The sequence below is a fragment of the Blastomonas fulva genome (genome assembly GCF_003431825.1).
In the GTDB taxonomy this organism is placed as follows: Bacteria; Pseudomonadota; Alphaproteobacteria; order Sphingomonadales; family Sphingomonadaceae; genus Blastomonas; species Blastomonas fulva.
This window is the reverse complement of the sequence record NZ_CP020083.1, coordinates 1,911,267-1,937,633: the sequence shown is the minus strand read 5'-3', so window position 1 is coordinate 1,937,633 and position 26,367 is coordinate 1,911,267. Positions and strand designations below refer to the sequence as shown.

Below are 26,367 nucleotides of genomic sequence, written 5' to 3'. Positions count from 1 at the left end.
AGTCTAGGCTTCTCCACTCAAGCTGTTCCAGGCTCGCCAGGTACCGATGGCATACACCAGTCCGAAAACGAGGACGATTGCGGACGACCACCGGAGAAAGGTTTCCGACAGGTCCGGACGTTGAAAGGCGGACGGAAAAAACAGCACCAATCCGCGCAAAAGATAAATGGCGCTGATCACGACCAGCCCGGTGCGCAGCAACGGCAGCCGGGCGATCAGTCCCGCGCCTGAAAACGCATAGGCCGCCCAGATTGCGAGCACGGTCGCGATGCCGAGCGTCATGATCACGGGACCCCAGCTGCCCCGCGCCGCAGCACGGGCGATACCTTCGCCTGCGCCGAAGAAGCGATACCAGTCAGGTCCGCCTATGATGCATGCCAGATGCAGCAGTGCGGCAGCAACGCTCAGCGATCCGCCGACGATTAACCAGATATTGCCCTGCTGCAGGCTGGTCACTGCTGCGGCTCCCAGTGCGTTTCAGCCGGGAATATATCATCGAAGCCGCCGCGGATCGACGGGCCGTAGACCGGATTGGCGAACAGGAACCAGCCATTGCCCCAAAGCGCATCGTAAGGCGCGGCGGTCGCCAGCGCGCGGCGCTGCAGCGGCGGCAGTTCGGGCTTGTTGAACAGGTTGCGGAAATCGCCAAGCTGATCACCCGCCATCGCGACAACGCACCAGCGCGAGGCGATGGTCGCGCGGCGCATATCCTTGCTCGATCCGCCCGCATCGTCGCCCATCAGGAACAAGGTTTCGCCGTGCCTGAAATCGCCAAGGCCGGCAGCGGCCAGCGTCTGCTCGCTGCCTGCTGCATTGGCGGCGGACCGGTTGGTGTTGGCGATCGGCGTGATTCCGGCGGCACGCAGCGCGGCCATCGCCTCGATCGCGCCCGGCATCGCCACGGCCTTGCCGGTGCCGGTCTTTTCCCACTGGTCCCAGGTCTTGGCGTCGAACTCGGCGCCGCGCAGCGCGAACCAGCGCATCGGGCCGATGTTCCAGATCAATGTCTCGTCGGCATCGAACACCGCAGCGAGTGGCTTGGTCCCGCAGGGCACCGGCTTGCCGGTCGCATCGTCGATGATCACGCTGTCGGCTGGGCGCGTTCTTGCCTTGGCGGTCGCGTAGCTGGTCAGCGCGCCAAAGGTCTGCCGGGTCGCAATCGCGCCCTCAGCCGATCCATAGAGCCATTGCTGGCCCATCGGCACGGACGGTGCCGCGGCGGGCGCAGGCGCTGCGGATGCAATAGGTTCGCTCTGCACTGTCGAACAGGCAGACAGGGCCAAAGCAGCGGCCACTACAATCCCCTTTCCCCTACCGCTTGCGGGAGGGGCAGGTTCAGCTTGCTGAACCGGGGTGGGCATGGAGCCCGACCGGTAGCGCAGGCCCATCCCGGCCTTCGGCCACCCCTTCCGCAAGCGGTAGGGGAGAAAAGCGGCGATCATCACGCTGCGGTCCGTTCGCGCACCGTCCGGAACTCGATCTTCTTGTCGTACGGCGCACCGCAGATCAGGCGCTTGATGTAGATTCCAGGGACGTGGATGCAGTCGGGATCGAGGCTGCCGGTCTCGACGATTTCCTCGACTTCCGCGACGCAGACCTTGCCCGCGGTCGCCATCGGCTGATTGAAATTGCGGGCGGTCTTGCGGAAAATGAGGTTCCCCGCCTTGTCGGCCTTCCAGCCCTTGATGATGCACAGATCGGCGTAGATGCCGCGTTCCAGAATATAGGTCTGGCCGTCGAAATCCTTGTGCTCCTTGCCTTCGGCCACCTGGGTGCCGACGCCGGTCTTGGTGTAGAAGCCGGGAATGCCTGCGCCCCCTGCCCGGCAGCGTTCGGCAAGCGTGCCCTGCGGGCAGAATTCCACCTCTAGCTCGCCTGCCAGATACTGGCGCTCGAATTCCTTGTTCTCGCCGACATAGCTCGAAATCATCTTCTTGACCTGGCGGGTGCGCAGCAGCTTGCCCAGCCCCTCGCCATCGATCCCGGCATTGTTCGAGGCGATGGTGAGGTCCCTGGTGCCAGCATCGCGGATCGCGTCGATCAGCCGCTCCGGGATCCCGCTCAGGCCAAATCCGCCCGCACAGATGTGCATCCCGTCAAACAGCAGACCTTCCAGAGCGGATGCGGCATCGGGATAGATTTTCTGCATGGCGAGGTGTCTCCCAGGAGTATGATGACGTGGGCGAAGGAATGATTCGCTCCCCTGCGGGTGCCCTAGCGACACAAAGCCTCTTTTTCCAGCCGCCGCTTGATTTGAATCAATGCAAGTTGTGCCTGGCCCTCCCAAGCTCAGTTCATGAACACCAAGGAGAAGGCACTATGAAATCGATCCTGCTTTACGCCGATGGCGGCGCCGCATTCGAATCCCGGTTTCAGGTGGCGCTGGACCTTGCCCGAAGCCAGTCGGGGCATATCACCTTCCTTCAGGCGACGCCGTTGTCCGGCTTCATCGTGATGGACCCGATGGGCGGCAGCTATGTGCCTGCCAGCATGCTGGAACAGCTGCGCGCCGACGAGGACAAGCTGCGCACGCAGGTCGAAGCGCGGATGAAGGTCGAGGGGATGCCCTGGGACTGGACGGCCTAGGATGGCGATGTGACGCAGGCGGTGATCAGCGCCTCGCGGCTGGCCGATGTCATCGTGCTTTCGCTGGAAAACACCGGCCGCAACGTCCGTCCGCACCCGCTGCTGGCGATTGCCGATGTGGCGGTGGAAACCCGCTGCCCGGTGCTCGCGGTGCCGACCGATGCCAAATCGTTCAACACCGGGGGCAAGATCCTGGTAGCGTGGGATGGCAGCCACGAGGCAGCCAATGCGCTGAAACAGGCGCTGCCGATGCTGCAACAGGCCCAATCGGTGCATCTGGTATCGGTGGTCGAGCCCAAAAAGGCGGGTGGCTTCCCCTCCACCGAGGCGAGCGAATATCTCTCGCGCCACGGAGTGCGTAGCGAACTGATCGAGCGCGAGCGCGGGTTGCTCGCGATCGAGGAAGTGATCGAGAATGTCGCAGCCGAGATCGGCGCGGACCTGCTGGTGATGGGCGCGTTCGGCCATAGCCGGTTGCGCGAGGTGCTGCTGGGCGGCGTGACGCGCTATTTCCTCAGGGATTCAAACATCCCGCTGCTACTGGCGCACTGAGCGCCAGCCACGGTCGGGCGCGATCAGAAGCGCGCCCGCACCGTGAAGCGCGCGTTGACCGGCTCGCCCGTGGTGATGTTGTTGTCGTTGTGCGAGGCGGGGAAATATCGCTCGTCGAACAGGTTCTCGACATTGACCTGCGCTTCGATCTGATCGGTCAGCTTGAAGAAGACCGCAGCATCGACGCGGGTGAAAGCGGGCAGCCGCACGATGTTTGAGATACTGGCGAACTGGCTGGCCTGATGCGTGACGCCCAGGCCGAAGCCCAGCCGGTCGTTGACATCATAGCGGTTCCACAGGCTGGCAAGATGGCGCGGCACCTGGCCGATCGCCCGGTTGGCGACAGCGCCTGCAACGACCCGCCCGCGTTCATCGGCATCGAGATAGGAATAGCCCGCATTCACCTGCCAGCCGGGCATGACCTGACCGGTCAGCTGCGCTTCGAAGCCGCGGGTCCGGCTGCCGGTGATCAGCGAGTTGGCGGGGTTGGCGGGATCGACCACCACGCCGTTTTCACGGTCGAGCTGGAACACCGCCGCTGACACGCGCAGGTTGGCCGCGATGTCCCATTTGGCGCCGAATTCGTAGTTGTCGAACGCTTCGGGGGCCAGCGTCGCCTGCGCGGGCGTCAGGGTGAGGAACTGGTCGCCCGAGCGCGGCAGGAAGGTCTTTGTGTAGCTCGCATAGATCGACACCTGCTCGAGCGGCTTGAAGATCAGCCCGACACGGGGCGACCATTCGGTATCGGTACGGCTGAGCTGGCGGCCGGCCTGGATGTCGTTGACGTCGATTTCGAACCGATCATAGCGCGCGCCGAGCACGACATCGAAATGATCGCCGAGGCCGATCTGGTCCTGCAGATAGACCGAATAGAAGGTGACGTCCGAGACGGTGTTGCGGTTGTTGACCGGAAAGGTGATCGCGGGGATGACCAGCGGGTCGGTGAACGCGAAGGTCGCGATATTGGTGCCGCTGGTCGCGAACCGCCCGTTCTGGCGGCTGTTGGCAGAGCGCTGGTCGCCATATTCATAGCCCGCAAGCAGGGTGTGGCTGATCGCCCCGGTTTGCTCGGTCCACACCAGATTGCCCTGCACGAAGAAATTCTCGCGCCGGGTGGCATCGCGATAGGAATCGAGCGTCACCCGTCCTGCGGCCAGATTGCTCGCCGCAGCGAACAGATTGCTGTAGGCCTTGTCGAAATCCGCATACTGGACCGTCATGTCGTAGCGCAGATTGTCGGTGAAATCGTGCTCGAACCGCCCGCGCAGGATGTGCGCTTCCAGCGTCGTGGTGTTGAGTTCGGGCGAACCGAAAAAGGTGCGGTAGAAACCGCGCACCGGGCCCGCCGGATTGGCGACTGTCCCGCCGGTGGCCGCAGGAATGCCGCGATCGACGATGCGGTCGTCATCGACATATTCGTAGGACAGCACCAGACGCGACTTTTCACCGATGCGGAAACCTGCGGTCGGGTTGATCGCGATGCGGTTGCCCTCGAACACGTCGCGGTGATTGTCGAACTCCTCGTACATCGCATTGAGCCGCAGGCCGACGCTTTCGCCCAGAGCCGCATTGATGTCGCTGGTCAGTGCAAAGGCGCCGAAGCTGTCGACCGAGGCCGAGCCACCATAGAAGGTCTCGTCGAGCACCGGGGTCTTGGTGACTCGGTTGACTACCCCGCCACCGCCGCCGCGACCGAACAGCAGGGCGTTCGATCCCTTGAGAACCTCGACGCGCTCGAGATTGTAGAGCGGGCGGTAATACTGGACGTCGTCGCGGATGCCATCGACGAAGAAGTCCGCGGTCGTGTCCTGCCCGCGGATCGAGATCTGATCGCGGTGGCCCTCGCCCTGATTGGTCGAAACGCCGGGGGTGTAGCGCAGCACATCGGCGAGGTCCTGCAGCGCCTGATCCTCGATCTGCTCGCGGGTATAGACCGAGATCGCCTGCGGGATATCGACCAGGGACGTCGGGGTCTTGGACGCGCGGACTATGTCGAGCGCAAGATACCCCTCGTTGCGTCCGGTAACGATGATCTCGCGCCGGTCGGCATCGGATTCGGCATCGACCGCTTCGGTGCCTGCGGCGTCTGCGGCAGCAGCTGCAACTGCCGTTGCCTCGGTCGCGGCAGCGGGCAATGCCACGGCTCCAGCCCACACCATGGCCATCGTGCTGACGGCGCGCGCAAAACTGGATTTCATGGGTTTGCCCCTTTTTGAGGTCGATGTTCAGGTCGATCGGCTTGCCGCCGGCTGCCAGCGATTCTCGTTCGCAGCAAGTTTTCGCCTAATGATAGGCATTCTTAACTGCAATAGAAAACTTGGGCTGAAATGCTCAGAACGCGCGGCGCGGCAATGGGCTGGCACTCGCATGCCATTGCATCTAGACTTCGCTCCAATATCCCCTGCCCCTTGCCGCAAGGACCACGCCTGCGATGTTCAAATTCCTGAAATGGCTGCTTATCCTTCTGCTGATCGCGATCATCGGCCTCGGCATCTGGGGCTATGCGCCCGACATCGAGCCGAGCGAGCTGCAGGCGCAATATGGCCAGCCGCCCTCGCAGTTCATCGAGCTGCCCAATGGCCAGAGCGTGCACATCCGCGATGAAGGCCCACGCGATGCGCCCGCCATCTTGCTGATCCATGGATCGAATGCCTCGCTGCACACCTGGGATGGCTGGGTTGATGCGCTGAAGGCGGATTATCGCGTGGTGCGGTATGATCAGCCGGGCCATGGCCTCACCGGCGCGCAGGTCAAGGAAGACTACAGCACCGAAGCCTTTCGCGACACCGGCGCCGAAGTGATGAACAAGCTGGGCATCGCCCGTTATGTCGTTGCGGGCAACTCGATGGGCGGCTGGGTCGCGTGGAACATGGCGCTGGCCTATCCCAAAAGGGTGGCCGGGCTGGTTCTGATCGACGCCTCAGGCGCGCCTGACGCCAAGCCCACCAAGATCCCGATCGGTTTTCGCCTGGCGCAGAGCGCGGCTGTCCGCCCGATCCTGAAGATCTTCACGCCCCGCGTCATCATCAAGCAGAGCCTGGAACAATCGGTCGCCGATCCTGCCAAGATCACCCCCGAGATGGTCGACCTGTACTGGAAGCTGCTGCGCCACCCCGGCAACCGCGAGGCGACCGTGGCACGCGGCGATTTCCCGCGCAAACCGGCAAACGCGCTGGAGTTCGCGGGCCTGACGATGCCTTCGCTGATCCTGTGGGGCAAGAAGGACACGCTGATCCCGCTGGCCAATGCCACCTGGTTCGCGCGCCAGCTGCCCAACGAGACCGTCGTCGTCTATGACGACCTCGGCCACATTCCGATGGAGGAGGACCCGGTGCGCACCGTCGCGGATTTCAGGGCCTGGCTCGAGAAAACCGGGCTCAACCTGCCTGCAACAGCGGTGACACAATCCGATCCTAGAGAGGGTCTGGCCAACCCTGGGGAAGGCGCCGCCCCCGCCGAACCGGCAGCAACACCGGCTGCGGCTCCCGGGGGCTGACATGGGGGAGCGGATGCACAGCATTGCCGTCTACAATCTGAAGGGCGGCGTGGGCAAGACCACCAGCGCGGTGAACCTGGCCTGGTGCTCTGCGGTGCTTTCGGCGCGGCGGACGCTGCTGTGGGATCTCGACCCCCAGGGTGCAGCCAGCCACCTGATCGGCGATGACCGCGCGGTCAAGGACGAGGCGCGGTCGATCTTCGCGCGCGATGTCTCGGCGGACAAGCTGGTACGCCCCTCGCGGATAGCAGGGCTGGACCTGCTCGCCGCCGACCACTCCTTGCGCGGGCTGGACCGGCTGCTGTTCGAGATCGGAAAGGCCAAGCGCCTCAAAAAGCTGCTAGATGGTCTGGGCAAGACCTATGACCGGATCATCCTCGATTGCCCGCCGGGACTCAGCGAAACCTCGGATCAGGTGCTGCGCGCGGCCGATCTGGTGATCGTGCCGATCATCCCCTCGCCGCTGTCGCAACGGGCCTTCGTCGAGGTGCAGGCCTATCTCGACGGCAAATCCGGCCGACATGCGCCGATGCTGCCGGTGTTCGTGATGGTCGATCGCAGGCGGGCGCTGCACAAGGCGGCGCTGGAGAAATATCCCGACTGGCCGGTCATTCCAATGGCGAGCGCGGTCGAGCGGATGGCAGAAGAGCGGATGCCGGTGGGAGCGTTCGATGCCAGAAGCCCGGCGGCGCAGGCCTATGCCAAGCTCTGGCAGGGAATCGAGCGCAAGCTTGCCGGCTGAAGCCGGATCAGAGCGGCAGCGGGTAGCGCGCGAGAATCAGCGCAGTGGCGCAGCCCGAGACCATCACGAAGCGCAGGACCGCAATGAATGCAGCTTCGGGTATCGGGCGGGCAATGAGGGCGCGGGCTTTGCTCATGCTGCGAGCATGCGCGTCAAGGCTCTAACAAGCGGTTAATGTGCGCGGCGCGTCTCAGCGGACGAGATGGATGTCGATGCCAAGGTCGAGGCCATTCGATTGTCGGTCGGCGGTCAGCACGGGAAGGCTGCGGTGCTGCGCCAAGGCAAGACACGCCCGATCCCCCAACGACAGGCCGAGATGGCACGTGGGTGCACATGTGCACAGGCTGGGTGCGCCTAGCCGGCGGCCAGCGCCTCGAGTGCCTCGCCCTCGATCCGCCAGGGCTCCCAGCCGACCGAATGGTGCGCGCCGATATGGCGATAGAATTGCTTGGCCTTGTCGTTCCAGTCCAGCACCGCCCAGTCCATCCGCGCACAGCCGCGCGACTTGGCCTCGCGCGCCAGCGTGGAGAGCAGCGCACGTCCGGTGCCGGTGCCGCGCGCGGCATCTGCGACGAACAGGTCCTCCAGATACAGCGAGGGCGCGCCGGTCCAGGTCGAATAGGTGAGGAACCACAAGGCGAGCCCGACGATCTCGCCGTCCAGTTCAGCCAGATGCGCAAACACCTGGGGGTCGTCGCCGAAGAGCGTGGCCTTGAGCGATGGCTCGGTCGCCTTCACCGCGTCGGGCTCTCGCTCGTACACCGCCAGCGCCACGACCATGCGCAGAATGTCGGCCTCGTCGCCGGGCCGCGCCGGACGAATGGTGACGGGCGCGTTCTTTTGTGTCTGCATGTGTTCAATGATTCCCGGCAAATTTGAGGCCTACCACGCAGGCGATCAGCCCCGCCACCAGCGCCATCCGGACGATGCCGAGCGATTCCGCGCCGGTTGCGACCCCCACCGCCAGCGTTCCCACTGCGCCGATTCCGACCCATACCGCATAGGCCGTTCCCAACGGGATGACCTTGGCCGCTTTGTCGAGCAGGCTGAAGCTCAGGAACGCGCATACCATGAAGCCCGCCGTCCAGCCGATCTCGCGAAAGCCGTTCGAATAGCGCATGCAGGTGGTGAAGCCGACTTCGAACAAGCCGGCGCCAAGCAATAGCAACCAGGCACTCATTGGGCTATTCGGCCGCTACCGGCTCGGCATTTCCCGCATCGCTGGTTTCGGCCTCGATCTCGGCGGCCTTGGCCTCGACCAGCCGGACGATGTGATCGACCATGCCCTCGTCCTCGACCGTGTGATCGGTGATGCCCGAGAGGTACACCATGTGCTTGCCCTTGCCGCCGCCGGTCAGGCCGATATCGGTCTCGCGCGCCTCGCCCGGGCCGTTGACGACACACCCCAGCACCGACAGCGACAATGGCGTGTTGATGTGCTGCAGCCGTTCCTCGAGCTTCTGCACGGTGCGGATGACATCGAAGCCCTGCCGCGCGCAGCTGGGGCAGCTGACGATGCGCACGCCCCGGGTACGGATGCCCAGCGACTTGAGGATCTCATAGCCGACGCGCACCTCTTCTTCGGGCTCGGCCGAAAGCGAGACTCGAATGGTATCGCCGATCCCTGCCCAGAGCAGGTTGCCGATGCCGATCGCGCTCTTGACCGTGCCGCCGATCAGTCCGCCCGCCTCGGTGATTCCGAGGTGCAGCGGGCAATCCACCGCATCGGCGAGCTGCTGGTACGCCGCCACGGCAAGGAACACGTCGCTCGCTTTTACCGCGACCTTGAACTCGTGGAAATCATGGTCCTGCAGCAGCTTGATATGGTCGAGCGCGCTTTCGACCAGTGCCTCGGGGCACGGCTCGCCATATTTCTCCAGCAGGTCCTTTTCGAGGCTGCCGGCGTTGACACCGATGCGGATCGCGCAGCCATTGGCTTTGGCCGCGTTGACGACCTCGCGCACCCGGTCGGACGATCCGATATTGCCGGGGTTGATGCGCAGGCACGCCGCGCCGGCATCGGCAGCTTCAAGCGCGCGCTTGTAGTGAAAATGGATGTCCGCGACGATCGGTACCTTGGCGGCGCGGGTGATCTGCTTCATCGCGGCGGTGGATTCGACATCGGGGCACGACACGCGGATGATGTCCACGCCCGCTTCCTCGCAGCGGCGGATCTGGTCGATCGTGGCGCGCGCATCGGATGTCAGCGTGTTGGTCATCGTCTGCACCGTGACCGGTGCATCTCCGCCGACCGGAACGTTGCCCACCATGATCTGGCGGCACTTGCGCCGGTCGATATCCCGCCAGGGACGCAGAGAAGGGTTGTGGGCCGACATAAATTGCTCTCCAAGAGTGTGACACCGCTATAGTCGCTTCGATGCGCTTTGGCGAGAGATCAGGGGATGGGTATCGGCATGAAGATGATGATCAAACTGGCGCTGGCAAGCAGCCTGATGGCGCTGGCGGGGACAACCGCGCTTCCCGCTTGTGCCCAGACCCAGGCTCAGGCTTCCACCCCCCAGCGCAGCGCGCACGAACAAGCGGCGCGCGAGCTGTATCGCAACATCATCGGCTTCCGCACCGCGCGCGGGCACAAGCAGGTGCCTGCCATGGTGGCGTATCTCAAGGGCGAGTTCGTCAAGGCCGGCTTTGCCGAGACCGATATCTCGGTCACCGATTACGACAGCGCGGGCGAGCCGACCCAGGGTCTGATCGTGCGCTATGCCGCCAAGGGCAAGCCCAAGGCGGGACCGGTTGTGCTGCTGGGGCACATGGATGTCGTCGAGGCGCTGCCCGAGGACTGGGAGCGCCCTCCGTTCACGCTGACCGAGGAGGACGGCTATTTCTTCGGGCGCGGCACGCTCGACAACAAATACGGTATCGCCAGCCTCTCGCACACTTTCCTCCGGCTGAAGCAGGAAGGCTGGGCGCCCAGCCGCGACCTCTACCTCGTCTTTTCGGGCGACGAGGAAACCGGGATGATCACCACCCGCGCGCAGGCAAAGCTGGTCGCCGAGACGATCAAGCCAGCGCTGGTGCTCAACGGCGATGCCGGCGGCGTGCGGCTGACCGAGGATTACAAGCCGATCCTGTTCGGGGTGCAGGCGGCGGAAAAGACCTTCGCGACCTTCGAACTCACCGTCACCAACCCCGGCGGCCACTCCTCGCGCCCGCGCAAGGACAATGCGATCTACGAACTCGCATCGGCGCTGAAGGCAATCGAGGCCTATCGCTTCGAGGTGCGCGACAATGCGATCACCCGCGGATCCTTCGCCGAAATGGGCAAGATCACCCCCGGCCCGCTGGGCGAGGCGATGCTGGCATTTTCACGCAACCCGGCGGACGAGGCCGCACGCGCGACATTGCTTGCCTCACCCACCACTGCCAATCTGCTCTCGACCACCTGCGTTGCGACGATGCTCAAGGGTGGCCACGCCGAAAACGCGCTGCCGCAATCGGCGACAGCGACGGTCAATTGCCGCATCTTCCCGGGCGAAGGCGGCGCTGCGGCGGCCGAGGCGACGCTCAAGAAGGTGATCGCGAACGACAAGGTAGTGTTCAAGCTCGCCACCGATGTGGTCGAGGCACCTGCATCCACGCTGACTCCGGAGGTGCTCGCGGCGGTGAAGGCGGGCGTGCACCCGCGGTTCCCCGGCCTGATCATCGCGCCGTACATGGAATCGGGTGGCACTGATGGCATGCACTATCGCGCGCTGGGGATGAACACCGTGGCGATCAGCGGCGCTGCGATGCGCGATGCCGACATGTTCGCGCACGGCCTCAATGAACGCATCCGGGTCGAGGATTTCTACGCCGGGCTGGATCACTGGTACCTGATCCTCAAGCATCTGGCACGCTAGAGGCGATTCAAGCCATCCAACGTCATTCCCGCGAACGCGGGAATCCCGCTATCTTGCGCGTTGCGCGCGGAAGCAGGCCTCACGCCTGCGCGGGGGTAACGATCAGGAACGTCGGTGCGTTATGACAATGGGAACGAGAGGTCTTCCGGCGCCGATCGTCACGGCGCGGTCTGGAACGGCTTCGCTTCGGCCAGGATCAGCGCAAACCAGTCGTCGGGGTCGGTCCATTCGTGGCACATCGTCCAGCCGCCGGCGCGCAGCAGCAGCCGCGCATCGCGGGGGCCGTATTTGTGGCTGTTCTCGGTGTGGATCGTCTCGCCCTCGGCCATGCTGAAGCGTTCGCCCAGCACCTCGAACGTCATGTCGGCCTGCGCTTCGAGATGCATCTCGATCCGCGCATAGCTGTCGTTCCAGCGCGCGACATGGGCAAAATGCTCGACCGGGATGTCGGCGTCGAGCTCGCGGTTGATCCGGCGCAGCAGGTTGAGGTTGAACTCGCCGGTGACGCCCTGCGCATCGTCATACGCCGGTATCAGGATGTCGGGTGACTTGATCCGGTCCATGCCGATCAGCAGCATCGACCCCTCGCCCATCGTCTCGCGCATCGATCGGAGCAGATCGACCGAGCTGCGCGCCACCATGTTGCCGATGGTCGATCCGGGGAAGAAGCCCAGCTTGGGCACGCCCGCCACCGCATCGGGCAGCTTGAGCGGGCGCATGAAATCTCCCTCGAGCGGATGCACCGCGAGCTCGGGAAAATCGGCGGCAAGCGCCGAGGCTGAATCGCGCAGGAAATCGCCCGAGATGTCGATCGGGACATAATGTTCGCCCTGCACCGCGCGCAGCAGATGCGGTGTCTTGACCGAGGAGCCCGATCCGAATTCGACTACCGCGCGTCCCGCGCCGCCATGCGCGGCAACCTCGCCGCAATATCGTTCGAGCAGCGCGGTTTCGGTGCGGGTGGGGTAGTATTCGGGCAGGTTGGTGATCGCCTCGAACAGCTCCGAGCCTGCAAGGTCATACAGCCAGCGCGCCGGAATCGCGCGGCGGGGGCTACGGAAGCAGGCGAGCACATCCGCGCTGAAGGCAGGATCAGCCGAAGTTCGGGAGACAGTGGATGGTGCTTCGATCGCCTGGGCACTGCTGGGCACGGGGCTGGTCTCCTGAATTGTCGTTACAGATCCCGCGCCAGTCTGAGCCCGGTGAACTGCCAGCGCTGATGGGGGTAGAAGAAGTTGCGATAACTGGGACGCACAGAGCCGCGCGGGGTTGCACAGCTGCTGCCGCGCAGCACGAACCGGCCCGACATGAACTTGCCGTTGTACTCGCCGACCGCGCCCTCAGCGGGCTTGAAGCCGGGATAGGGGCGATAGGCGCTGCCGGTCCACTGCCAGACGTTGCCGAACAGCGCGTCTGCCGCATCGGCGCGCGGCCGCACCGGGCCAGCGGCATCCAGCTGGTTGCCGCCCAGCGGATCGTGGCTCGCGGCAATCGCCTCCCACTCCGCCTCGGTCGGAAGCCTTGCGCCTGCCCACGCGGCATAGGCATCGGCCTCGTAAAGGCTGATATGGCAGACCGGTGCCGAAGGATCGACGCTGCGCAGGCCATCGAGCCCGAATTGCTGCCAGTGCCCGTCCTCGTCCTTGCGCCAGTAGAGCGGCGCGTCGATGCCATTGGCCTGCACCCAGGCCCAGCCATCGGCGAGCCAGTGGCGCGACTGGGCGTAGCCGCCATCGGCGATGAACGCGGCCCATTCGCCATTGGTCACCGGGCGGCTGGCCAGGGCGTAGGGGGTCAGCAGCACCGCATGGCGCGGACCTTCGCAATCGAAGGCGAAGCGATCGCCGCCATGGCCGATCTCGACCTGGCCGACGGGCCCTTCTATCCATTCGACCGGCCGTGGCTCGACCGCAGGCATCGGCGCGGCAGGCCAGATCGCCGGAAACAGCGGGTTCTGCGCAAACAGGTGCAGGATGTCGGTCAGCAAGAGCTCCTGGTGCTGCTGCTCGTGGTTCAGCCCCAGTTCGACCAGCGCCAGCGCATCGTTACTCAAGGTTGGCATCGCCTCCAGCATCGCCGCATCGACATGCGCACGATAGGCGCGAATGTGGTCGAGCGATGGCCGGGTGAGCAGCCCGCGATGGTTGCGCGCATGCCGCGCGCCTTCGGCCTCGTAATAGCTGTTGAACAGGAAATGGAAGTCGGGATCGAACGCCTCATATCCCGCCACGTGATCGCGCAGCACGAAGGTTTCGAAGAACCAGCTGGTGTGCGCCAGATGCCATTTGGCGGGCGAGGCATCGTCCATCGACTGGACGGTGGCATCGGCGTCGGACAGGGGCTCGGCCAATGCCAGGCTGAGCCTGCGGACGTGCGCGAACAGATTGGTCAAGGCGGTGGCGGGTGCCTCATGAGAAAGGGCGGTGGCGCTCATGGTCGTCATGTCTTCCCCGTGAAACTATCAGTGGTCACTTCAGCCGCTTCGTCATTCCCGCGAACGCGGGAATCCCGCTAACTTGTCTGGCGATTACAAAGCGGGACCCCCGCCTACGCGGGGGTAACGAAAAACTCAGCGAGAAGCGCCCGGAACCCAGAGCGGATCATCGCCGTTGTTGATCCGGCGTGCGAGGACGAACAGGAAGTCCGACAGCCGGTTGATGTACATACGGGCTGCGGGATTGATCGATCCCTCGTGCGAGGCGGCGACCAGGGTGCGCTCGGCGCGCCGTGCAATCGACCGGGCGAGATGCACCGCGGCGGCGCCGGGGCTGCCACCAGGCAGGATGAAGCTGCGCAACGGCGGAAGGCTGTCATTCACCGCATCGATCCGCGTCTCGATCCAGTCGACCTGCGACGGCACGATCCTCAGCACCATTTCGGAGGGCTCGAAATCCTCGCCCGGGGTCGCGATATCGGCGCCCAGATCGAACAGGTCGTTCTGGACGCGCACCAGATCGGCGGTGAATTCGCTGTCGCCCAGCGCCACGACCGCAAGGCCGAGCGCGCTGTTCAGCTCGTCGATATCGCCGATCGCAGCCATCCGCGCGCAGTCCTTGGGAACGCGCGAACCATCGACCAGGCCCGACGTGCCGTCATCGCCGGTGCGGGTGTAGATCTTGTTGAGCTTGACCATCAGCTGTCCCCCAAGCCCCGAAGGCTCAGCGGTTGACCAGCATCAGCACTGCGACGGCAGCGATCGCCATCGCCTGATATTTGACGCGGGCAAACATCATCTTGTTCTGCATCTGGTGGCTGCGTCCGACCCCGGGCGATTTGAGGTCTTCCTCGGTCATCTGGATGAAGGAGACGAGGCCGCGCACGAGGCTGACCAGGACCATGATTGCCAGAGCGACAATCGCAAGGATGATGATGACGTTCATGGCAAGCTATATGAGGCGTGAACCCGGGAAATGCCAGACGGAAGGTGATTTTTTCTCAAATTATCGAGCAGCGCCGCCCCGTCCTCTCCGGCCTCGCGCAGTGCCGCCAAAGCTGCGGCGCCTTCGCTCTTGGCAAGCTTGCGGCCATCGGCTCCGGCGAGAAGATCATGGTGCAGATAGAGCGGCACCGGCAGGCCGAGCAGCGCCTGCAGCAGACGGTGGACATGGCTAGCGGCAAACAGGTCGCGCCCGCGCACCACATGGCTGATCTGCTGGTGCGCATCGTCAAGCGTGACCGCGAGATGATAGCTCGCCGGCGCATCCTTGCGCGCCAGCACGACATCGCCGAACAGCTCTGGCCGCGCGGGTTGATCGCCGGCTTCGAGATCGTGCCAGACGAGCGCGCCGGTCTCGGCAATCGCGCGCGCCATGTCCAGCCGCCAGGCATGCGGTTCATTTCGCATCCGCCTCCCGCGCTCCGCCTCGTCTAGCAAGCGGCAGGTGCCGGGATAGACAAGGCCATCGGGCCCTGGCTGCGCGCCTGCGGCTGCAATCTGGCTGCGGGTGCAGAAGCAGGGGTAGACCAGCCCGCGCGCCTTCAACCGCTCCAGCGCCGCGTCATACGCGGCAAGTCGCGAGGACTGGAACAGCACATCGCCGTCCCAATCCAGCCCCAGCCAGCGCAGATCGGCAAAGATCCCCTCGACCAGCTCGGGGCGCGAGCGTACCCCGTCGATATCCTCGATCCGCAGCAGGAATTCGCCGCCCCGTTCGCGCGCGAAATCATGCGCGCGCATCGCAGCATAGGCATGCCCCAGGTGCAGCGCGCCATTGGGGCTGGGCGCAAAACGGGTGCGGACACGCGCCTCAGCGGTCACCTCGCTGGCGTCCGCATCGGGGCCATCTTTCCCTTGGGTGTAATGCGCCAACTTATCACCATATATTGTGGCAGCGCCCTCTTGACCTGTGCGGCCGCCTCATGCTGATTAACCGTAAATCCGGTTATCACGTTTTTGTCATGGGGCTGTCACGCAACACGGTTTATAGGAAGCAGCGCGGACGAATGGGAGAGGGTTTAAGCCGACCATGTTTCATCCCGATTTGATCGAACGGGCCCTTCGGGACCCGCACCCCGACTTTATCCGGCACCCGGATAGCTGCCCCGCCCTCGTTCTCAACGCCGATTACACCCCCTTGAGCTATTATCCGCTCAGCCTGTGGCCGTGGCAGACCGCGATCAAGGCGATCTTCCTCGACCGCGTCGATGTCATCGAGACCTATGAGCGCGAGGTGCATTCGCCGACGATCCAGATGAAGATCCCGTCGGTGATTGCGCTCAAGCAATATGTGAAGCCGTCCGAATACCCCGCCTTCACCCGCTTCAACCTGTTCCTGCGCGACCGCTTCCACTGCCAGTATTGCGGATCCCCGCACCAGCTCACCTTCGACCACGTCGTCCCCCGCCGGCTGGGGGGCAAGACCACCTGGCAGAACGTCGCCACCGCCTGCGCCCCGTGCAACATGCGCAAGGGCGGGCGCACTCCCGCGCAAGCCAACATGCGCCTGATGGTCCCCCCGATCCGCCCGACCAGCTGGCAACTACAGGAACGCGGACGGGCGTTTCCGCCGAACTATCTGCACGATAGCTGGCACGACTGGCTGTATTGGGATGTCGAACTGGAGGCTTGAGGGGGGAACGGTCTTGGGATGGCTTCCGATTGTGCTTGTTGGGTGAAACTGGGTGGGAAGCTGCCGTTCATTCGCCAATATTGTTGTGGCTTAGGATTTTACCCGTTTCGTTCGAGAAGCATGTAATGCTTGTGCCACCCGTGACGCCCCAGCGCGGTCTCAACTCCACACAATGACGATCTGGGAAAGAAACGGTGATAGGAAAAAGCAGGGCTTCGATCTTACTCACGTTGCTACGCTCGGAGCGAGCTTTGAGCAGATAGGCCCTGCGCTCCGACGGCGCATCGAGCGTGTATCGAACTTCTTGTTGCAACTGACGAAGGCGACTTTCAGCGCGAAGCCAAAGAACCGCAAGCATTACGCAAGCAGCCAGCGCGAAAACGCAGACGGTCGATATCCAACGGCTCATACGTTATCTGAACACGGAGCATGAATGACTGCAATGGGGTCGATTCAAGAATGGCGGGTTTTTCTAGTTAGCCTCAGTAGCAGACGTCGGGCCATCCATTGCCGTTAGCCTTCTTCCGCTTGCCTGCGGAGGCAGGCATCCATCTCCTGCCCTTGCACCCGCCACAACGGTCGGGTGATGGGCCCCTGCCTTCGCAGGGGACCGGGCTGGTGCATGTGTTGCGGCAGAAGGCTTCGCATTGCCCCCGTCCGCTCAGCCTGAGCTTGTCGAAGGCCCCGCTATACGCCCAGCGTGGGTGCGTGGCCTTCGACAGGCTCAGGCTGAACGGGGCTGGTTGGTGGCCATGTCCGCTAAATGGCCGGATCACAACAAAGAAACGGAACGCGTTCCCCTCCCTGCAAGGGAGGGGTTAGGGGTGGGTGCGAGCGGCAGCGAGCGGCGTTGCGTGAAATCGCCAGCGTTGCTGACCCATCCCCAGCCCCTTCCTTTGAGGGAGGGGAGTTTAGAGTGCGCATTCCCACCTATGCGTTACGCCACCTGCGCCTGCGCAGCCGCAGCCACCACATCGAGCGGACGCACGATCAGCGTCACCCGGTCATGCCCCACCGCGACATTCAGCACATCGCCCGCCTGGACCACGATCGGCTCGGGGAAATTGTGCAGCATCTGCAGCCAGCCGCCATCGGTATAGCCATCGGGGTGGTTGTCGAAGGTCACGCCATCGGCCAGATCGACATGCATCCACTGGACGATGCCGGTGGCGATGCCGTCGGCGAGCACGTCGATTTCGAGCAGATGCAGGTCGCTGGCGTGGGCCTTGCGGGTGAGGTCGATGCTGACCAGTTCGACGTCCGCCGAGAGCCTGCGCCAGTCGGTCATCGTGCCGTGGATCGGCAGCTTCGGCGAGGCGAGCGCGCCGAAGCGCGACAGGTCGAAGCCCGAAACCTGATCGACGAAGACATAGTCCGCAAGCACCGGACTTTCGACCAGGCAGCCGATAGCAGACGCCGCGCGCGGGATGACGATGGCATCTTCTTTCAGCAGCCGCGCATGCGCATCCTCGAAGGTGTCGATGACATGCTCGGTCAGCAGGTCGGATGAGAGGATTTCGGAGACCAGGATGTCGGCGCGCTCATCCAGATGCTCGCCGATCTCGAGCTCGGTCGAAGGCGCGGTGTGGACGGTGATCGCGTCCGAATAGCCGTTGTCAGCGATGATCTGGCGCGCCATGTCGGCGATCGCCGGCACCACCTCGCACGCGGTGACCGATTGCGCCCCTGCGCGCGCGGCCATCATCGAGAGCAGCCCGCTGCCGGTGCCGATGTCGAGCACGCGAGCGTTGGGTCCTGCCTGTGCAATGGCAGCGCGGATCGCGGCCTCGAACGCATCGTTGCGGCGCACGTCGTTGAGCATCGGGATATGCCAGAACGGCACGAGATCGGCGCTCAGCCGCCGGATCTGGTGTTCGATATGGATGTTGCCCGGCTGCAGCGCGAGCGCGCGGCGGAACTGGTCAAGAGCTTCTCCCTTGCGGCCTGCATCGGAGAGCATGACCGCAAGGTTGTTGGCGGCGATGGGGTTGGCGGTATCGGCTATGCAGCTTGCCTGCAGCGCGGTGATCGCCTCGTTCGGACGCCCGGTACGGCTGTAGATCAGCCCCTTTTCGTGATGTGCCACCGCATGATCGGGATCGAGCGCGAGCAGCATGTCCCATGCCTCGAGCGCCTCGTCGGTCGCGCCGCGATGGCCCAGAATTCCGGCGAGAATCGGAAGCACCTCGATCGTGCGATAGCCCTGCTCCACCACCATCCGATAGCGCGGTTCGGCCGCCGCGAGATTGCCCGCCTCCTGGAGCTGCATTGCCTCTTGCAACAGGGTCCGAGCGCTGACGATCTCGTGTGCGGTATCCGGCATAATCCCCCCGTAAAGCGGCGTTAAGACAATTTGCCGGACTATTAACGAGCAGGGTTAACAAAGCGTAACCGGGCAGGCCGCAGGGGTGCGAGGGTCGGTCTGGCCCTTAAAGCACCATGTAGAAATCAATGACCACATGGTCGGGTTTGCGGATTCCGCGCGCGATGAAGACGTGACGGTTCAACCAGTCATGGGGGCCCGCAACCACCTCGAAACGCGGGGTGGTACGGAAATAATACAGCGAAGGGTCCACATCTTCGCCCTCGGTCAGCTTCCTGGTCACTTCAGGCGTGGCGGTGCGGACGCCGCTGTTGACGACACCGATCACCGTGCCGTCGCTGGCCTGGATCTGATAGCGCGCCCACACATCCGTGCGCCCGTCGGAGCCGATCGCCTGCCAGTCGCCTCCACCGCCAAGCCCCTTTCCGGTGAGGCGGGGACCGTAGACGATGCCACTGTTGACGGGAATGAAGCGTTTGCGCTTGCCGTCGATCTCCCCCTGTTCCTGCGGCGAATCGATCATTCCGCGCAGCGAAAAGACATATTCGAGCGTTGGCGGTGGGGCGGATGGCGCAGCGGCCATCGGCGGGGCGTCAGGATTTTCGTTGATCATTCAATGAATATATCCCGACCTCGCAAGCCGACGCAACCGCTAATTTGACGGCATCGACTTCGGTCGTCACGGGCACTTTTACGAAGGCCACCGGCGCGGATTCCCTTTTCGGGTTTTCTGGCCCTCACGGTGTTCCTTGACTCTGTTCCGGGGCAAGAGGATATATGGAACATAAGGTGAACATATGCCCCGATCCGAATCTCTCGAGTCTCTCAAAACCCGGATTGCCGGGATCGAACGCGCGCGTTCCGTCGAGACGGCGGCGGTGGCGGGGACCGGCCATTCGGGTATCGACAGCGCGCTGGGCGGCGGGTTGGCGCGCGGGCGGGTGCATGAGGTGTTCGCGGCGCAGGCCGACGATGCGGGCTGCGCGGCGGGCTTTGTCGCGGGGCTGGCGATGAGACTGGGGGTAGGCTTGGGGGTCGGCCTGGGGACAGGATCGGGCGGCACTCTGGTGTGGCTGCGCGAGGCGCAGGCCGAAAGGCAGGGCGGCAGGCTGCACGCGCCGGGGCTGGTCGAGATCGGGCTCGATCCGGCGCGGGTGATCATCGGCGTGCTGCCCGATCCGCTCGCGGTGCTGCGCGCGGCGGCCGATGTGGTGCGCTGCCCCGAGGTCGGCGTTGCGGTGGTCGAACTGTGGCGCGAGCCGCGGCTGCTCGACCTGACCGCGAGCCGGCGGCTGGCGCTGGCGGCGGAAGCATCAGGGGTGACCGTGATCGGCTTGCGGATCGCCGCAGTGCCCTCGCCCAGCGCCGCGCAGACCCGCTGGCAGGTAGCCGCCGCGCCATCGCTGCCGATGGAGGCCAATGCGCCGGGCTATCCTGCCTGGAGAGTGGAATTGTTGCGCCAGCGCGGCCGCCCATCCGGCGGCGACTGGCGCGTGGAGTGGAACCGTGAACAAGCCTGTTTTGCAGACGCCGATGGGGTCGCCGATTTCGGCCCCGATGCCGGAGGATTCGCAGCCATCGCAGCGGCGCCATCTGGCGCTGTTCTTCCCTTTTCTGCCGGTCGACCGGTTGATGCGCCAAAAGACAACAGGAGAGCAGAACTGCGCCGGGCGGGATGACGCCTCCGCCGACACCCTTTTGGTGCTGGTCGAGAAGGTGCGCGGCGCGATGCGGATTGCGGCGACCTGCCCGCAGGCAGCCTCGCTCGGGCTGAGCGCGGGAATGGCGCTCGCCGATGCGCGCGCGCAGGTGCCGCTGCTCAGCGTGACCGATCATGACCCGGCGGCCGATCTCGCCTGGCTCGAGCGGCTGGCCGATCACTGCGACCGCTTCACACCTTTGGTGGCGATCGATGCGCCCGACGCGCTGGCGCTCGACATCACCGGCTGCGCGCATCTGTTCGGCGGCGAGGCGCCATTGCTCGCCGATGTCGCGCGGTTTCTAGCGCGGTGGAGCGATGACGTGCGGCTGGCGTGCGGCGACACCCCCGAGGCGGCGCAGGCGCTCGCCCGGTTCGCGCCTGCAGGCACGACGTTCGAGAGCGAGGATGCGACATTGCGCCGGCTGCCGGTTGCCGCTTTGCGGATCGAGGAAGAGACGCAGACCGCACTGATCCGCACAGGGCTCAAGACCATCGGCGATCTGGCGATGCGGCCGAGCGCGCCGCTCGCCGCGCGCTTCGGCGCCGATCTGGTGGACAGCCTCGACCGGCTGCTAGGCAGCGCCGACAGCCGCATCACCCCGCGCCGCGCCGCGCCCGCACTGCGCTTCGAGCGGCGCTTTGCCGAGCCGATCGCGCACACCGAGGCGGCGATGGCGGCGATCGGCGAGCTTGCCGAGGAAGCGGCGATCGAGCTCGAACAGCGCGGCATGGGTGGGCGGCGGTTCATCGCGCGGTTCTTCCGCAGCGATGGCCGCACCTATGATCTCGCCACCGAAAGCAGCCTGCCGATGCGCGACCCGGACGTGCTGATGCGGTTGCTCAACGAGCGGCTGGCGGCGCTCGCCGATCCGGTCGATCCGGGCTTCGGCTTCGACATGATCCGGCTGGCGGTCCCGCGCATCGAGCCGCTGACCCCGGCGCAGTTGCAGCTCGAAGGGGGCACCATCGCGCAGGAGGCGATGGCCGAATTGGTCGACCGGTTGAGCACCCGGCTAGGGCGCGGCGCGATCCGCCGGTTCCAGCCGCACGACAGTCATGTGCCCGAACAGGCGGCGCTCACCCTGCCTGCGGTCGATCTGCCCGCGCCCGCCGCCTGGGATGCGCCGCAGCAGGGCGAACCGCCGACGCGCCCGATCCACCTGTTCGATCCGCCGCAGCCGATCGAGGTCATCGCCGAGGTGCCCGATGGCCCGCCGCACCGCTTCCGCTGGCGCCGCAGCCAGCACCATGTCGTGCGCTTCGAGGGGCCTGAGCGGATCGCGGCGCAATGGTGGAAACACGCGCCGGGCAAGAGCCCCGGCCTGACGCGCGACTATTACCGGGTGGAAGACGCGCGCGGCCGCCGCTTCTGGATCTTCCGCCACGGATTGTACGAGACCGAAAAGCCCGATCCGCGCTGGTATGTCCACGGCCTTTTCGCATGAGCATCCCCTTCGCCGAGCTCGTCACCGCGAGCAATTACTCGTTCCTGCGCGGGGCATCGCACCCGGCGGACCTGGTCGCGCGCGCGCTCGAACTCGGGCTCGCCGGCATCGGCATTGCCGACCGCAACACGGTGGCGGGCGTGGTCCGCGCGCATATCGCGCTGCGCGATGCGCACAAGGCGGCGGCAGAGATCGGCGTTCCTGCGCCCGCGCTCAGGCTGGTGGTCGGCGCGCGATTGGTGTTCGCCGATGGGACGCCGGACATCATCGCCTACCCCGCGACGCGGCACGGCTGGGGGCGGCTGACCCGGCTGCTGACTTTGGGCAACCTGCGCGCCACCAAGGGCGATTGCACGCTGCACCTTGCCGACCTGCTCGAGCATCTCGACGGCCTGCTGCTGATCGTGATGGCCGCGCCCACCGACGCCGCCGTCCTGCACACCCTCCACACCGCCGCGCCAGACCGCGTGTGGATCGGAGCGACCATGCCACGCAGGGGCGCAGACCGCCGCCGTCTCGCCCGAATGATACGCCTCAGCGAAGGCACAGGCGTTCCGCTCCTCGCCACCAACGATGTGCTCTATGCCGCGCCCGAGCAACGCCCGCTGCACGATGTGCTGACCTGCATCGGCGCAGGCTGCACGATCGCCAACGCCGGGCGCAGGCTCGAGGCCAACGCCGAGCGCCATATCAAGCCGCCTGCGGAAATGGCGCGCCTGTTCGCCGACTGTCCGCAAGCGATCGCGCAAACCACCGCACTCCTCGCCCGCATCAGCTTCACGCTCGACGACCTGCGCTACCAGTACCCGCTCGAGCCCGTTCCCGAGGGCTGGGAGGCGCAGGCATGGCTCGAGCATATGGTGACCGAGGCGGCGCGCGATCGCTATGGCAGGGATCTTCCCGCCAAGGTGCGCAAGATGCTCGACGACGAATTCGCGCTGATCGCCAAACAGAAATACGCCTGCTATTTCCTCACCGTGCACGATCTGGTGCGCTTTGCCCGCACCCGCGATCCGCCGATCCTGTGCCAGGGGCGCGGCTCGGCGGCCAACTCGATCGTCTGCTTCCTGCTCGGCGTCACCTCGGTCGATCCGGTGACGCACGACCTGTTGTTCTCGCGCTTCGTCTCCGAAGAACGCGCCGAGCCGCCCGATATCGATGTCGATTTCGAGCACGAGCGGCGCGAGGAGGTGATGCAATATATCTATGCGCGCTATGGCCGCCATCGCGCCGGGATCGCCGCGACGGTGATCCACTACCGCCCGCGCAGCGCGGTGCGCGAGGTCGGCAAGGTGCTGGGCTTTTCCGAGGATGTGACGGCCCGGCTCACCAGCACGATCTGGGGCAGTTTCTCCAGCTCGATGGCCGAGCAGCGTTATGCCGAGGCCGGGTTCGATCCCGACAACCCCGATATCGTGCGCCTGCGCGATCTGGTCGACCAGATCCTGCACTTCCCCCGCCACCTCTCGCAGCATGTCGGCGGCTTCGTGCTCACCGAGGACCGGCTCGACGAGACCGTGCCGATCCACAACGCCGCGATGGAGGACCGCACCTTCATCGAATGGGACAAGGACGATATCGACGCGCTCGGCCTGATGAAGGTCGATGTGCTGGCACTCGGCATGCTGACCTGCATCCGCAAGGCGTTCGCGCTGATGCGCCAGCATGACCTGGGCGAGCACGACCTCACCGTCGATCTCGAGGCCGACGATCCGGCGGTGTACGACATGCTGTGCCGCGGCGACAGCATCGGCGTGTTCCAGGTCGAAAGCCGCGCGCAGATGAACATGCTGCCGCGCCTCAAGCCCCGCACGCTCTACGACCTCACCGTGCAGGTCGCGATCGTGCGACCAGGGCCGATCGAGGGCGACATGGTCCACCCGTATCTGCGCCGCCGCTCGGGAATCGATCCGGTCGAATACCCCTCGCCCGCCCCGCCGCACGACCCCGATGAGCTCAAGACGCTGCTCGGGCAGACTTATGGCGTGCCGCTGTTCCAGGAGCAGGCGATGAAGCTCGCGATCGTCGCGGCGGATTTCACCCCGGGCGAGGCCAACCATCTGCGCCGCGCAATGGCGACCTTCCGCAATGTCGGCACGATGCACAACTTCCGCGAGAAGCTGGTCAAGGGCATGACCGCGCGCGGCTATACCGCCGAGTTTGCCGAACGCTGTTTCAAGCAGATCGAGGGCTTCGGGAGTTATGGTTTTCCGGAGAGCCACGCTTTGTCGTTCGCGCGATTGGTTTATGTCTCGTCGTGGATCAAATGCCACCAGCCCGCGGTCTTCGCCTGCGCTTTGCTCAATTCGCAGCCGATGGGGTTCTACGCGCCCGCGCAGATCGTGCGCGATGTGCGCGAGCATCAGGTCGAGGTGCGCCCGATCGACATCAACATGAGCGGCTGGGACAATGCGCTCGAGCGCGATGGCCATGGGCGGCTGGCGCTGCGGCTGGGCTATCGCCAGATGGATGGCTTCCGCAATGCCTGGGCCGAAGCTCTGGTCGCCGCGCGCACCGAAATAGGCCGCTTCACCTCGGTCGAGATGCTCGCGCGCCGCGCCGACCTGCCGTCTGCCGCTTTGCGCCTGCTTGCCGATGCCGATGCGTTCGGATCGCTGGGGCTGTCGCGGCGGCAGGCCTTGTGGGAGGTGCGCCGCACGCCCTCGGGCGAACTGCCCTTGTTCGCCGCAACGCGTGCGCGCGAATTGGGAGACGAGCCCGACATGCAGCTGCCGATCATGCCCGCGTCCGAAGAGGTGGTGACCGATTACCAGACGCTGCGGCTATCGCTCAAGGACCACCCGATGTCCTTCCTGCGCGCTGGCCTGCGCGAGGACGGCGTGCTGTCGTGCGAGGACACCAACAACTCCAAGGCGGGCATGACGGTGCGCACCGCGGGCATCGTCCTCGTCCGCCAGCGCCCCGGCAAGGGCAACGCGATCTTCGTGACGATCGAGGACGAAACCGGCGTCACCAACATCGTCCTGTGGGCCCGCCTGTTCGAACGCTACCGCCGCGCCGTGATGGCCAGCCGCCTGATGCAGGTCGAAGGGGTCCTGCAACGCAGCCGCGAAGGCGTGGTGCACCTGATGGCCAACCGGGTGGTGGATCGGAGCGACCTGCTCGCAACGCTGACGGCGACGCGGGGGGATGGCGCGATCACCCCGCCGTTGGCGCGGGGGGACGAGGTGGCAAGGCCGGTGCCGTCACGCCATCCGAGGGATGCAAGGGTGCTGCCGAAGTCGCGGGATTTTCATTGAGGGGGGGTGCCGGATATTGGGCCGAGGCCCTTTAGCACTTCTATGAGGCGTCTGGTCAACGCCATCCAACTTGACTTGTTGGAAAATGTTGCTGATATGTTCTTGCCGCAAATATGGAGCGGCATCATGATTATCAGGCCTAGCGGTCAAAACAGCGCGTTCTCGACATGGGTGCGAACAGGTCGATGGCCAATCGAGAAAAAATTCAATCCTTGGCATGATCCAGAAAACGGGCAGTTCACGCATGCCGGATCTGGTCGATATTTCTCGCGGGGAAACAATACAGCGAGAGGATTTGGTGGCGGTGGCGCATCCGGCAAGATTAACACTGAGACAACGGACAAAAATCAAAGAGAGACTGTTCGTCGCGCCGCACGCACCAAGCCAAAACGGGCTACAATCGAACCGATCACCACACGCTCAGAGCCCGCAGCCAGATCAAACAATTCGTTGCCAGTCGGCCAGCAAAATACCGTCATCACTCGAAATGGTTACCGCTATGAAATCGACAAAGCAAAACGCACAAGGAAAGTTTCAGGTACGGTTACCGAAAATCCCGAACAGCGCCGATCTGACAAAGAACAGGCCCGCGCTGGTGGTACGGACCGCCGCCCAACAGACCATGGAGGACATTTTATCGCGCGCCGATTCAATGGTCCGACCGAGGCATTCAACCATTTCGCTCAGGATGCTGACTTCAACCGTGGCAGATACCAAGCTATGGAAAATCAATGGGCTCGCGGTATTCGACGTGGAGAGCGTGTTACGGTGAGGATCGTGCCTGTTTACGAAGGGAATTCACGAAGACCCTCTGTTTTAAACATATGGTATACCATCGGACGCAATACTTATAGCATTAAACTACCGAACGAGCACAGAAAGAAAATATCATGAGCCATGATCGAAAGGCAGAATTGCTAAATCGGATTGGCGCCAAACTTCAAGCAAATCAACACTTCTCCGCTGCTGGTACGCTGTTCATCTGTGCGGTTGAAGACATGTTTATCAGCATGTCTTTGTTTTGGAGTCGCGGCAATTATATTATCTACAACTCGCCTGATTATGATGAGTTTGAAGATGTCATGTTCGAACTGTGGGAACTCGACGCCCCCGACGAGCGCTGGCTGGAGATGGAGTATCTGCTCAGGGGCAATGAATTCGAAGCCAATTTTCTGTATGAGGAAGACATTGGCGACGAACTAATGAACCCTTCGCGCATCAGTGACTCTGCGCGACGATATCTGGGCGACAAGGAGATTATGTATCCCGATGACTTGGGTGACGATACATTCGAACTGTGAACCCATGCGCGTGCCCTCGATCCCTATCAAC

The 26,367-nt window shown here is 64.3% G+C and carries 27 protein-coding genes; 11 read left to right on the top strand and 16 right to left on the bottom strand.

Annotation, left to right across the window (positions count from 1 at the left end; all coding sequences use genetic code 11):
* Nucleotides 1-3 precede the first annotated feature (3 nt).
* The 3 genes from B5J99_RS08990 to B5J99_RS08980 all read right to left on the bottom strand — a co-directional run bounded on the left by B5J99_RS08990 (nt 4) and on the right by B5J99_RS08980 (nt 2,149).
* Nucleotides 4-456: a hypothetical protein gene (locus tag B5J99_RS08990; RefSeq protein ID WP_211337893.1), complete on the bottom strand. Its 453-nt coding sequence runs from the start codon at nt 454-456 to the stop codon at nt 4-6.
* A complete protein-coding gene (locus tag B5J99_RS08985; RefSeq protein ID WP_231683648.1) occupies nt 453-1,295 on the bottom strand; it encodes an HAD family acid phosphatase in 843 nt (280 codons plus the stop codon). The genes B5J99_RS08990 and B5J99_RS08985 overlap by 4 nt, the downstream gene beginning before the upstream one ends.
* A 146-nt stretch (nt 1,296-1,441) precedes the next feature.
* Entirely contained in the window at nt 1,442-2,149 is a 708-nt protein-coding gene (locus tag B5J99_RS08980; RefSeq protein WP_054133501.1) for a CoA transferase subunit A, read from the bottom strand.
* A 170-nt stretch (nt 2,150-2,319) separates the two neighbouring features.
* On the opposite strand from B5J99_RS08980, the gene B5J99_RS19885 reads away from it, so the two are divergent.
* Nucleotides 2,320-2,586 carry a hypothetical protein gene (locus B5J99_RS19885; protein WP_245991842.1) on the top strand — a complete coding sequence of 89 codons (267 nt, stop codon included), beginning with the start codon at nt 2,320-2,322 and terminating at the stop codon, nt 2,584-2,586.
* A 9-nt stretch (nt 2,587-2,595) separates the two neighbouring features.
* Nucleotides 2,596-3,138 carry a universal stress protein gene (locus tag B5J99_RS08975; RefSeq protein ID WP_245991840.1) on the top strand — a complete coding sequence of 181 codons (543 nt, stop codon included), beginning with the start codon at nt 2,596-2,598 and terminating at the stop codon, nt 3,136-3,138.
* Nucleotides 3,139-3,161: 23 nt separating this feature from the next.
* Here B5J99_RS08975 and B5J99_RS08970 read toward each other — a convergent pair whose 3' ends face one another.
* Nucleotides 3,162-5,336 carry a TonB-dependent receptor gene (locus tag B5J99_RS08970; protein ID WP_245991839.1) on the bottom strand — a complete coding sequence of 725 codons (2,175 nt, stop codon included), beginning with the start codon at nt 5,334-5,336 and terminating at the stop codon, nt 3,162-3,164.
* 233 nt (nt 5,337-5,569) lie between these two features.
* On the opposite strand from B5J99_RS08970, the gene B5J99_RS08965 reads away from it, so the two are divergent.
* The gene (locus B5J99_RS08965) at nt 5,570-6,634 is read left to right on the top strand and encodes an alpha/beta fold hydrolase (protein ID WP_117352220.1); all 1,065 of its coding nucleotides are present in this window, start codon (nt 5,570-5,572) and stop codon (nt 6,632-6,634) included.
* Between the two features lie 13 nt (nt 6,635-6,647).
* Nucleotides 6,648-7,376 carry a ParA family protein gene (locus B5J99_RS08960; RefSeq protein WP_197275706.1) on the top strand — a complete coding sequence of 243 codons (729 nt, stop codon included), beginning with the start codon at nt 6,648-6,650 and terminating at the stop codon, nt 7,374-7,376.
* Nucleotides 7,377-7,383: 7 nt separating this feature from the next.
* Here the strand turns inward: B5J99_RS08960 and B5J99_RS19990 are convergent, their stop codons facing one another.
* The 4 genes from B5J99_RS19990 to ispG all read right to left on the bottom strand — a co-directional run bounded on the left by B5J99_RS19990 (nt 7,384) and on the right by ispG (nt 9,712).
* The gene (locus tag B5J99_RS19990) at nt 7,384-7,512 is read right to left on the bottom strand and encodes a hypothetical protein (RefSeq protein WP_281273080.1); all 129 of its coding nucleotides are present in this window, start codon (nt 7,510-7,512) and stop codon (nt 7,384-7,386) included.
* Between the two features lie 218 nt (nt 7,513-7,730).
* A complete protein-coding gene (locus B5J99_RS08955; protein WP_117352219.1) occupies nt 7,731-8,228 on the bottom strand; it encodes a GNAT family N-acetyltransferase in 498 nt (165 codons plus the stop codon).
* A gap of 4 nt (nt 8,229-8,232) precedes the next feature.
* On the bottom strand, nt 8,233-8,556 hold the full coding sequence (locus B5J99_RS08950) for a DMT family transporter (protein ID WP_054133507.1): 324 nt from the start codon (nt 8,554-8,556) through the stop codon (nt 8,233-8,235).
* A gap of 4 nt (nt 8,557-8,560) precedes the next feature.
* Nucleotides 8,561-9,712 (bottom strand): flavodoxin-dependent (E)-4-hydroxy-3-methylbut-2-enyl-diphosphate synthase, encoded by a 1,152-nt coding sequence (gene ispG, locus B5J99_RS08945; protein ID WP_054133508.1) that lies wholly within the window; start codon nt 9,710-9,712, stop codon nt 8,561-8,563.
* A 78-nt stretch (nt 9,713-9,790) separates the two neighbouring features.
* Here ispG and B5J99_RS08940 point away from each other — a divergent pair, with 78 nt between their 5' ends.
* Nucleotides 9,791-11,236, top strand: coding sequence for a M20/M25/M40 family metallo-hydrolase (locus B5J99_RS08940; protein ID WP_245991837.1), 1,446 nt, complete (start codon nt 9,791-9,793; stop codon nt 11,234-11,236).
* A gap of 158 nt (nt 11,237-11,394) precedes the next feature.
* Here B5J99_RS08940 and egtD read toward each other — a convergent pair whose 3' ends face one another.
* From egtD to gluQRS, 5 genes are all read right to left on the bottom strand, one after another.
* Nucleotides 11,395-12,387, bottom strand: a complete 993-nt coding sequence (egtD, locus tag B5J99_RS08935; protein WP_245991834.1) for an L-histidine N(alpha)-methyltransferase — start codon at nt 12,385-12,387, stop codon at nt 11,395-11,397.
* 23 nt (nt 12,388-12,410) lie between these two features.
* Nucleotides 12,411-13,670 carry an ergothioneine biosynthesis protein EgtB gene (gene egtB, locus B5J99_RS08930; protein WP_117353429.1) on the bottom strand — a complete coding sequence of 420 codons (1,260 nt, stop codon included), beginning with the start codon at nt 13,668-13,670 and terminating at the stop codon, nt 12,411-12,413.
* A 135-nt stretch (nt 13,671-13,805) separates the two neighbouring features.
* Nucleotides 13,806-14,369, bottom strand: a complete 564-nt coding sequence (locus tag B5J99_RS08925) for a cob(I)yrinic acid a,c-diamide adenosyltransferase (protein ID WP_054133510.1) — start codon at nt 14,367-14,369, stop codon at nt 13,806-13,808.
* Nucleotides 14,370-14,394: 25 nt separating this feature from the next.
* Entirely contained in the window at nt 14,395-14,616 is a 222-nt protein-coding gene (locus B5J99_RS08920) for an HIG1 domain-containing protein (protein ID WP_054133511.1), read from the bottom strand.
* Nucleotides 14,613-15,494 (bottom strand): tRNA glutamyl-Q(34) synthetase GluQRS, encoded by an 882-nt coding sequence (gluQRS, locus tag B5J99_RS08915; RefSeq protein ID WP_117353428.1) that lies wholly within the window; start codon nt 15,492-15,494, stop codon nt 14,613-14,615. The genes B5J99_RS08920 and gluQRS overlap by 4 nt, the downstream gene beginning before the upstream one ends.
* A gap of 208 nt (nt 15,495-15,702) precedes the next feature.
* Between gluQRS and B5J99_RS08910 the strand changes: the two genes are divergently transcribed.
* Nucleotides 15,703-16,305, top strand: a complete 603-nt coding sequence (locus B5J99_RS08910) for an HNH endonuclease (RefSeq protein WP_117352217.1) — start codon at nt 15,703-15,705, stop codon at nt 16,303-16,305.
* 67 nt (nt 16,306-16,372) lie between these two features.
* Here B5J99_RS08910 and B5J99_RS19515 read toward each other — a convergent pair whose 3' ends face one another.
* From B5J99_RS19515 to B5J99_RS08900, 3 genes are all read right to left on the bottom strand, one after another.
* The gene (locus B5J99_RS19515) at nt 16,373-16,714 is read right to left on the bottom strand and encodes a hypothetical protein (RefSeq protein WP_162892529.1); all 342 of its coding nucleotides are present in this window, start codon (nt 16,712-16,714) and stop codon (nt 16,373-16,375) included.
* Nucleotides 16,715-17,242: 528 nt separating this feature from the next.
* Complete coding sequence (locus B5J99_RS08905; RefSeq protein WP_117352216.1) at nt 17,243-18,628, bottom strand: protein arginine N-methyltransferase; 1,386 nt, start codon at nt 18,626-18,628, stop codon at nt 17,243-17,245.
* A 106-nt stretch (nt 18,629-18,734) separates the two neighbouring features.
* Entirely contained in the window at nt 18,735-19,241 is a 507-nt protein-coding gene (locus tag B5J99_RS08900; protein ID WP_117352215.1) for a DUF3237 domain-containing protein, read from the bottom strand.
* Between the two features lie 184 nt (nt 19,242-19,425).
* Here B5J99_RS08900 and B5J99_RS19880 point away from each other — a divergent pair, with 184 nt between their 5' ends.
* From B5J99_RS19880 to B5J99_RS08875, 5 genes are read left to right on the top strand one after another with little or no spacing between them, the layout of a single operon-like run.
* A complete protein-coding gene (locus B5J99_RS19880; RefSeq protein ID WP_117352214.1) occupies nt 19,426-20,307 on the top strand; it encodes an ImuA family protein in 882 nt (293 codons plus the stop codon).
* A complete protein-coding gene (locus B5J99_RS08890) occupies nt 20,261-21,775 on the top strand; it encodes a Y-family DNA polymerase (protein ID WP_245991833.1) in 1,515 nt (504 codons plus the stop codon). Before B5J99_RS19880 ends, B5J99_RS08890 begins: the two co-directional genes overlap by 47 nt.
* Nucleotides 21,772-25,035, top strand: a complete 3,264-nt coding sequence (locus B5J99_RS08885) for an error-prone DNA polymerase (RefSeq protein WP_117352212.1) — start codon at nt 21,772-21,774, stop codon at nt 25,033-25,035. The genes B5J99_RS08890 and B5J99_RS08885 overlap by 4 nt, the downstream gene beginning before the upstream one ends.
* Nucleotides 25,036-25,077: 42 nt before the next feature.
* The gene (locus B5J99_RS19875; protein ID WP_245991831.1) at nt 25,078-25,929 is read left to right on the top strand and encodes a DNA/RNA non-specific endonuclease; all 852 of its coding nucleotides are present in this window, start codon (nt 25,078-25,080) and stop codon (nt 25,927-25,929) included.
* The gene (locus B5J99_RS08875) at nt 25,926-26,336 is read left to right on the top strand and encodes a hypothetical protein (RefSeq protein WP_162892528.1); all 411 of its coding nucleotides are present in this window, start codon (nt 25,926-25,928) and stop codon (nt 26,334-26,336) included. Before B5J99_RS19875 ends, B5J99_RS08875 begins: the two co-directional genes overlap by 4 nt.
* Nucleotides 26,337-26,367 lie beyond the last annotated feature (31 nt).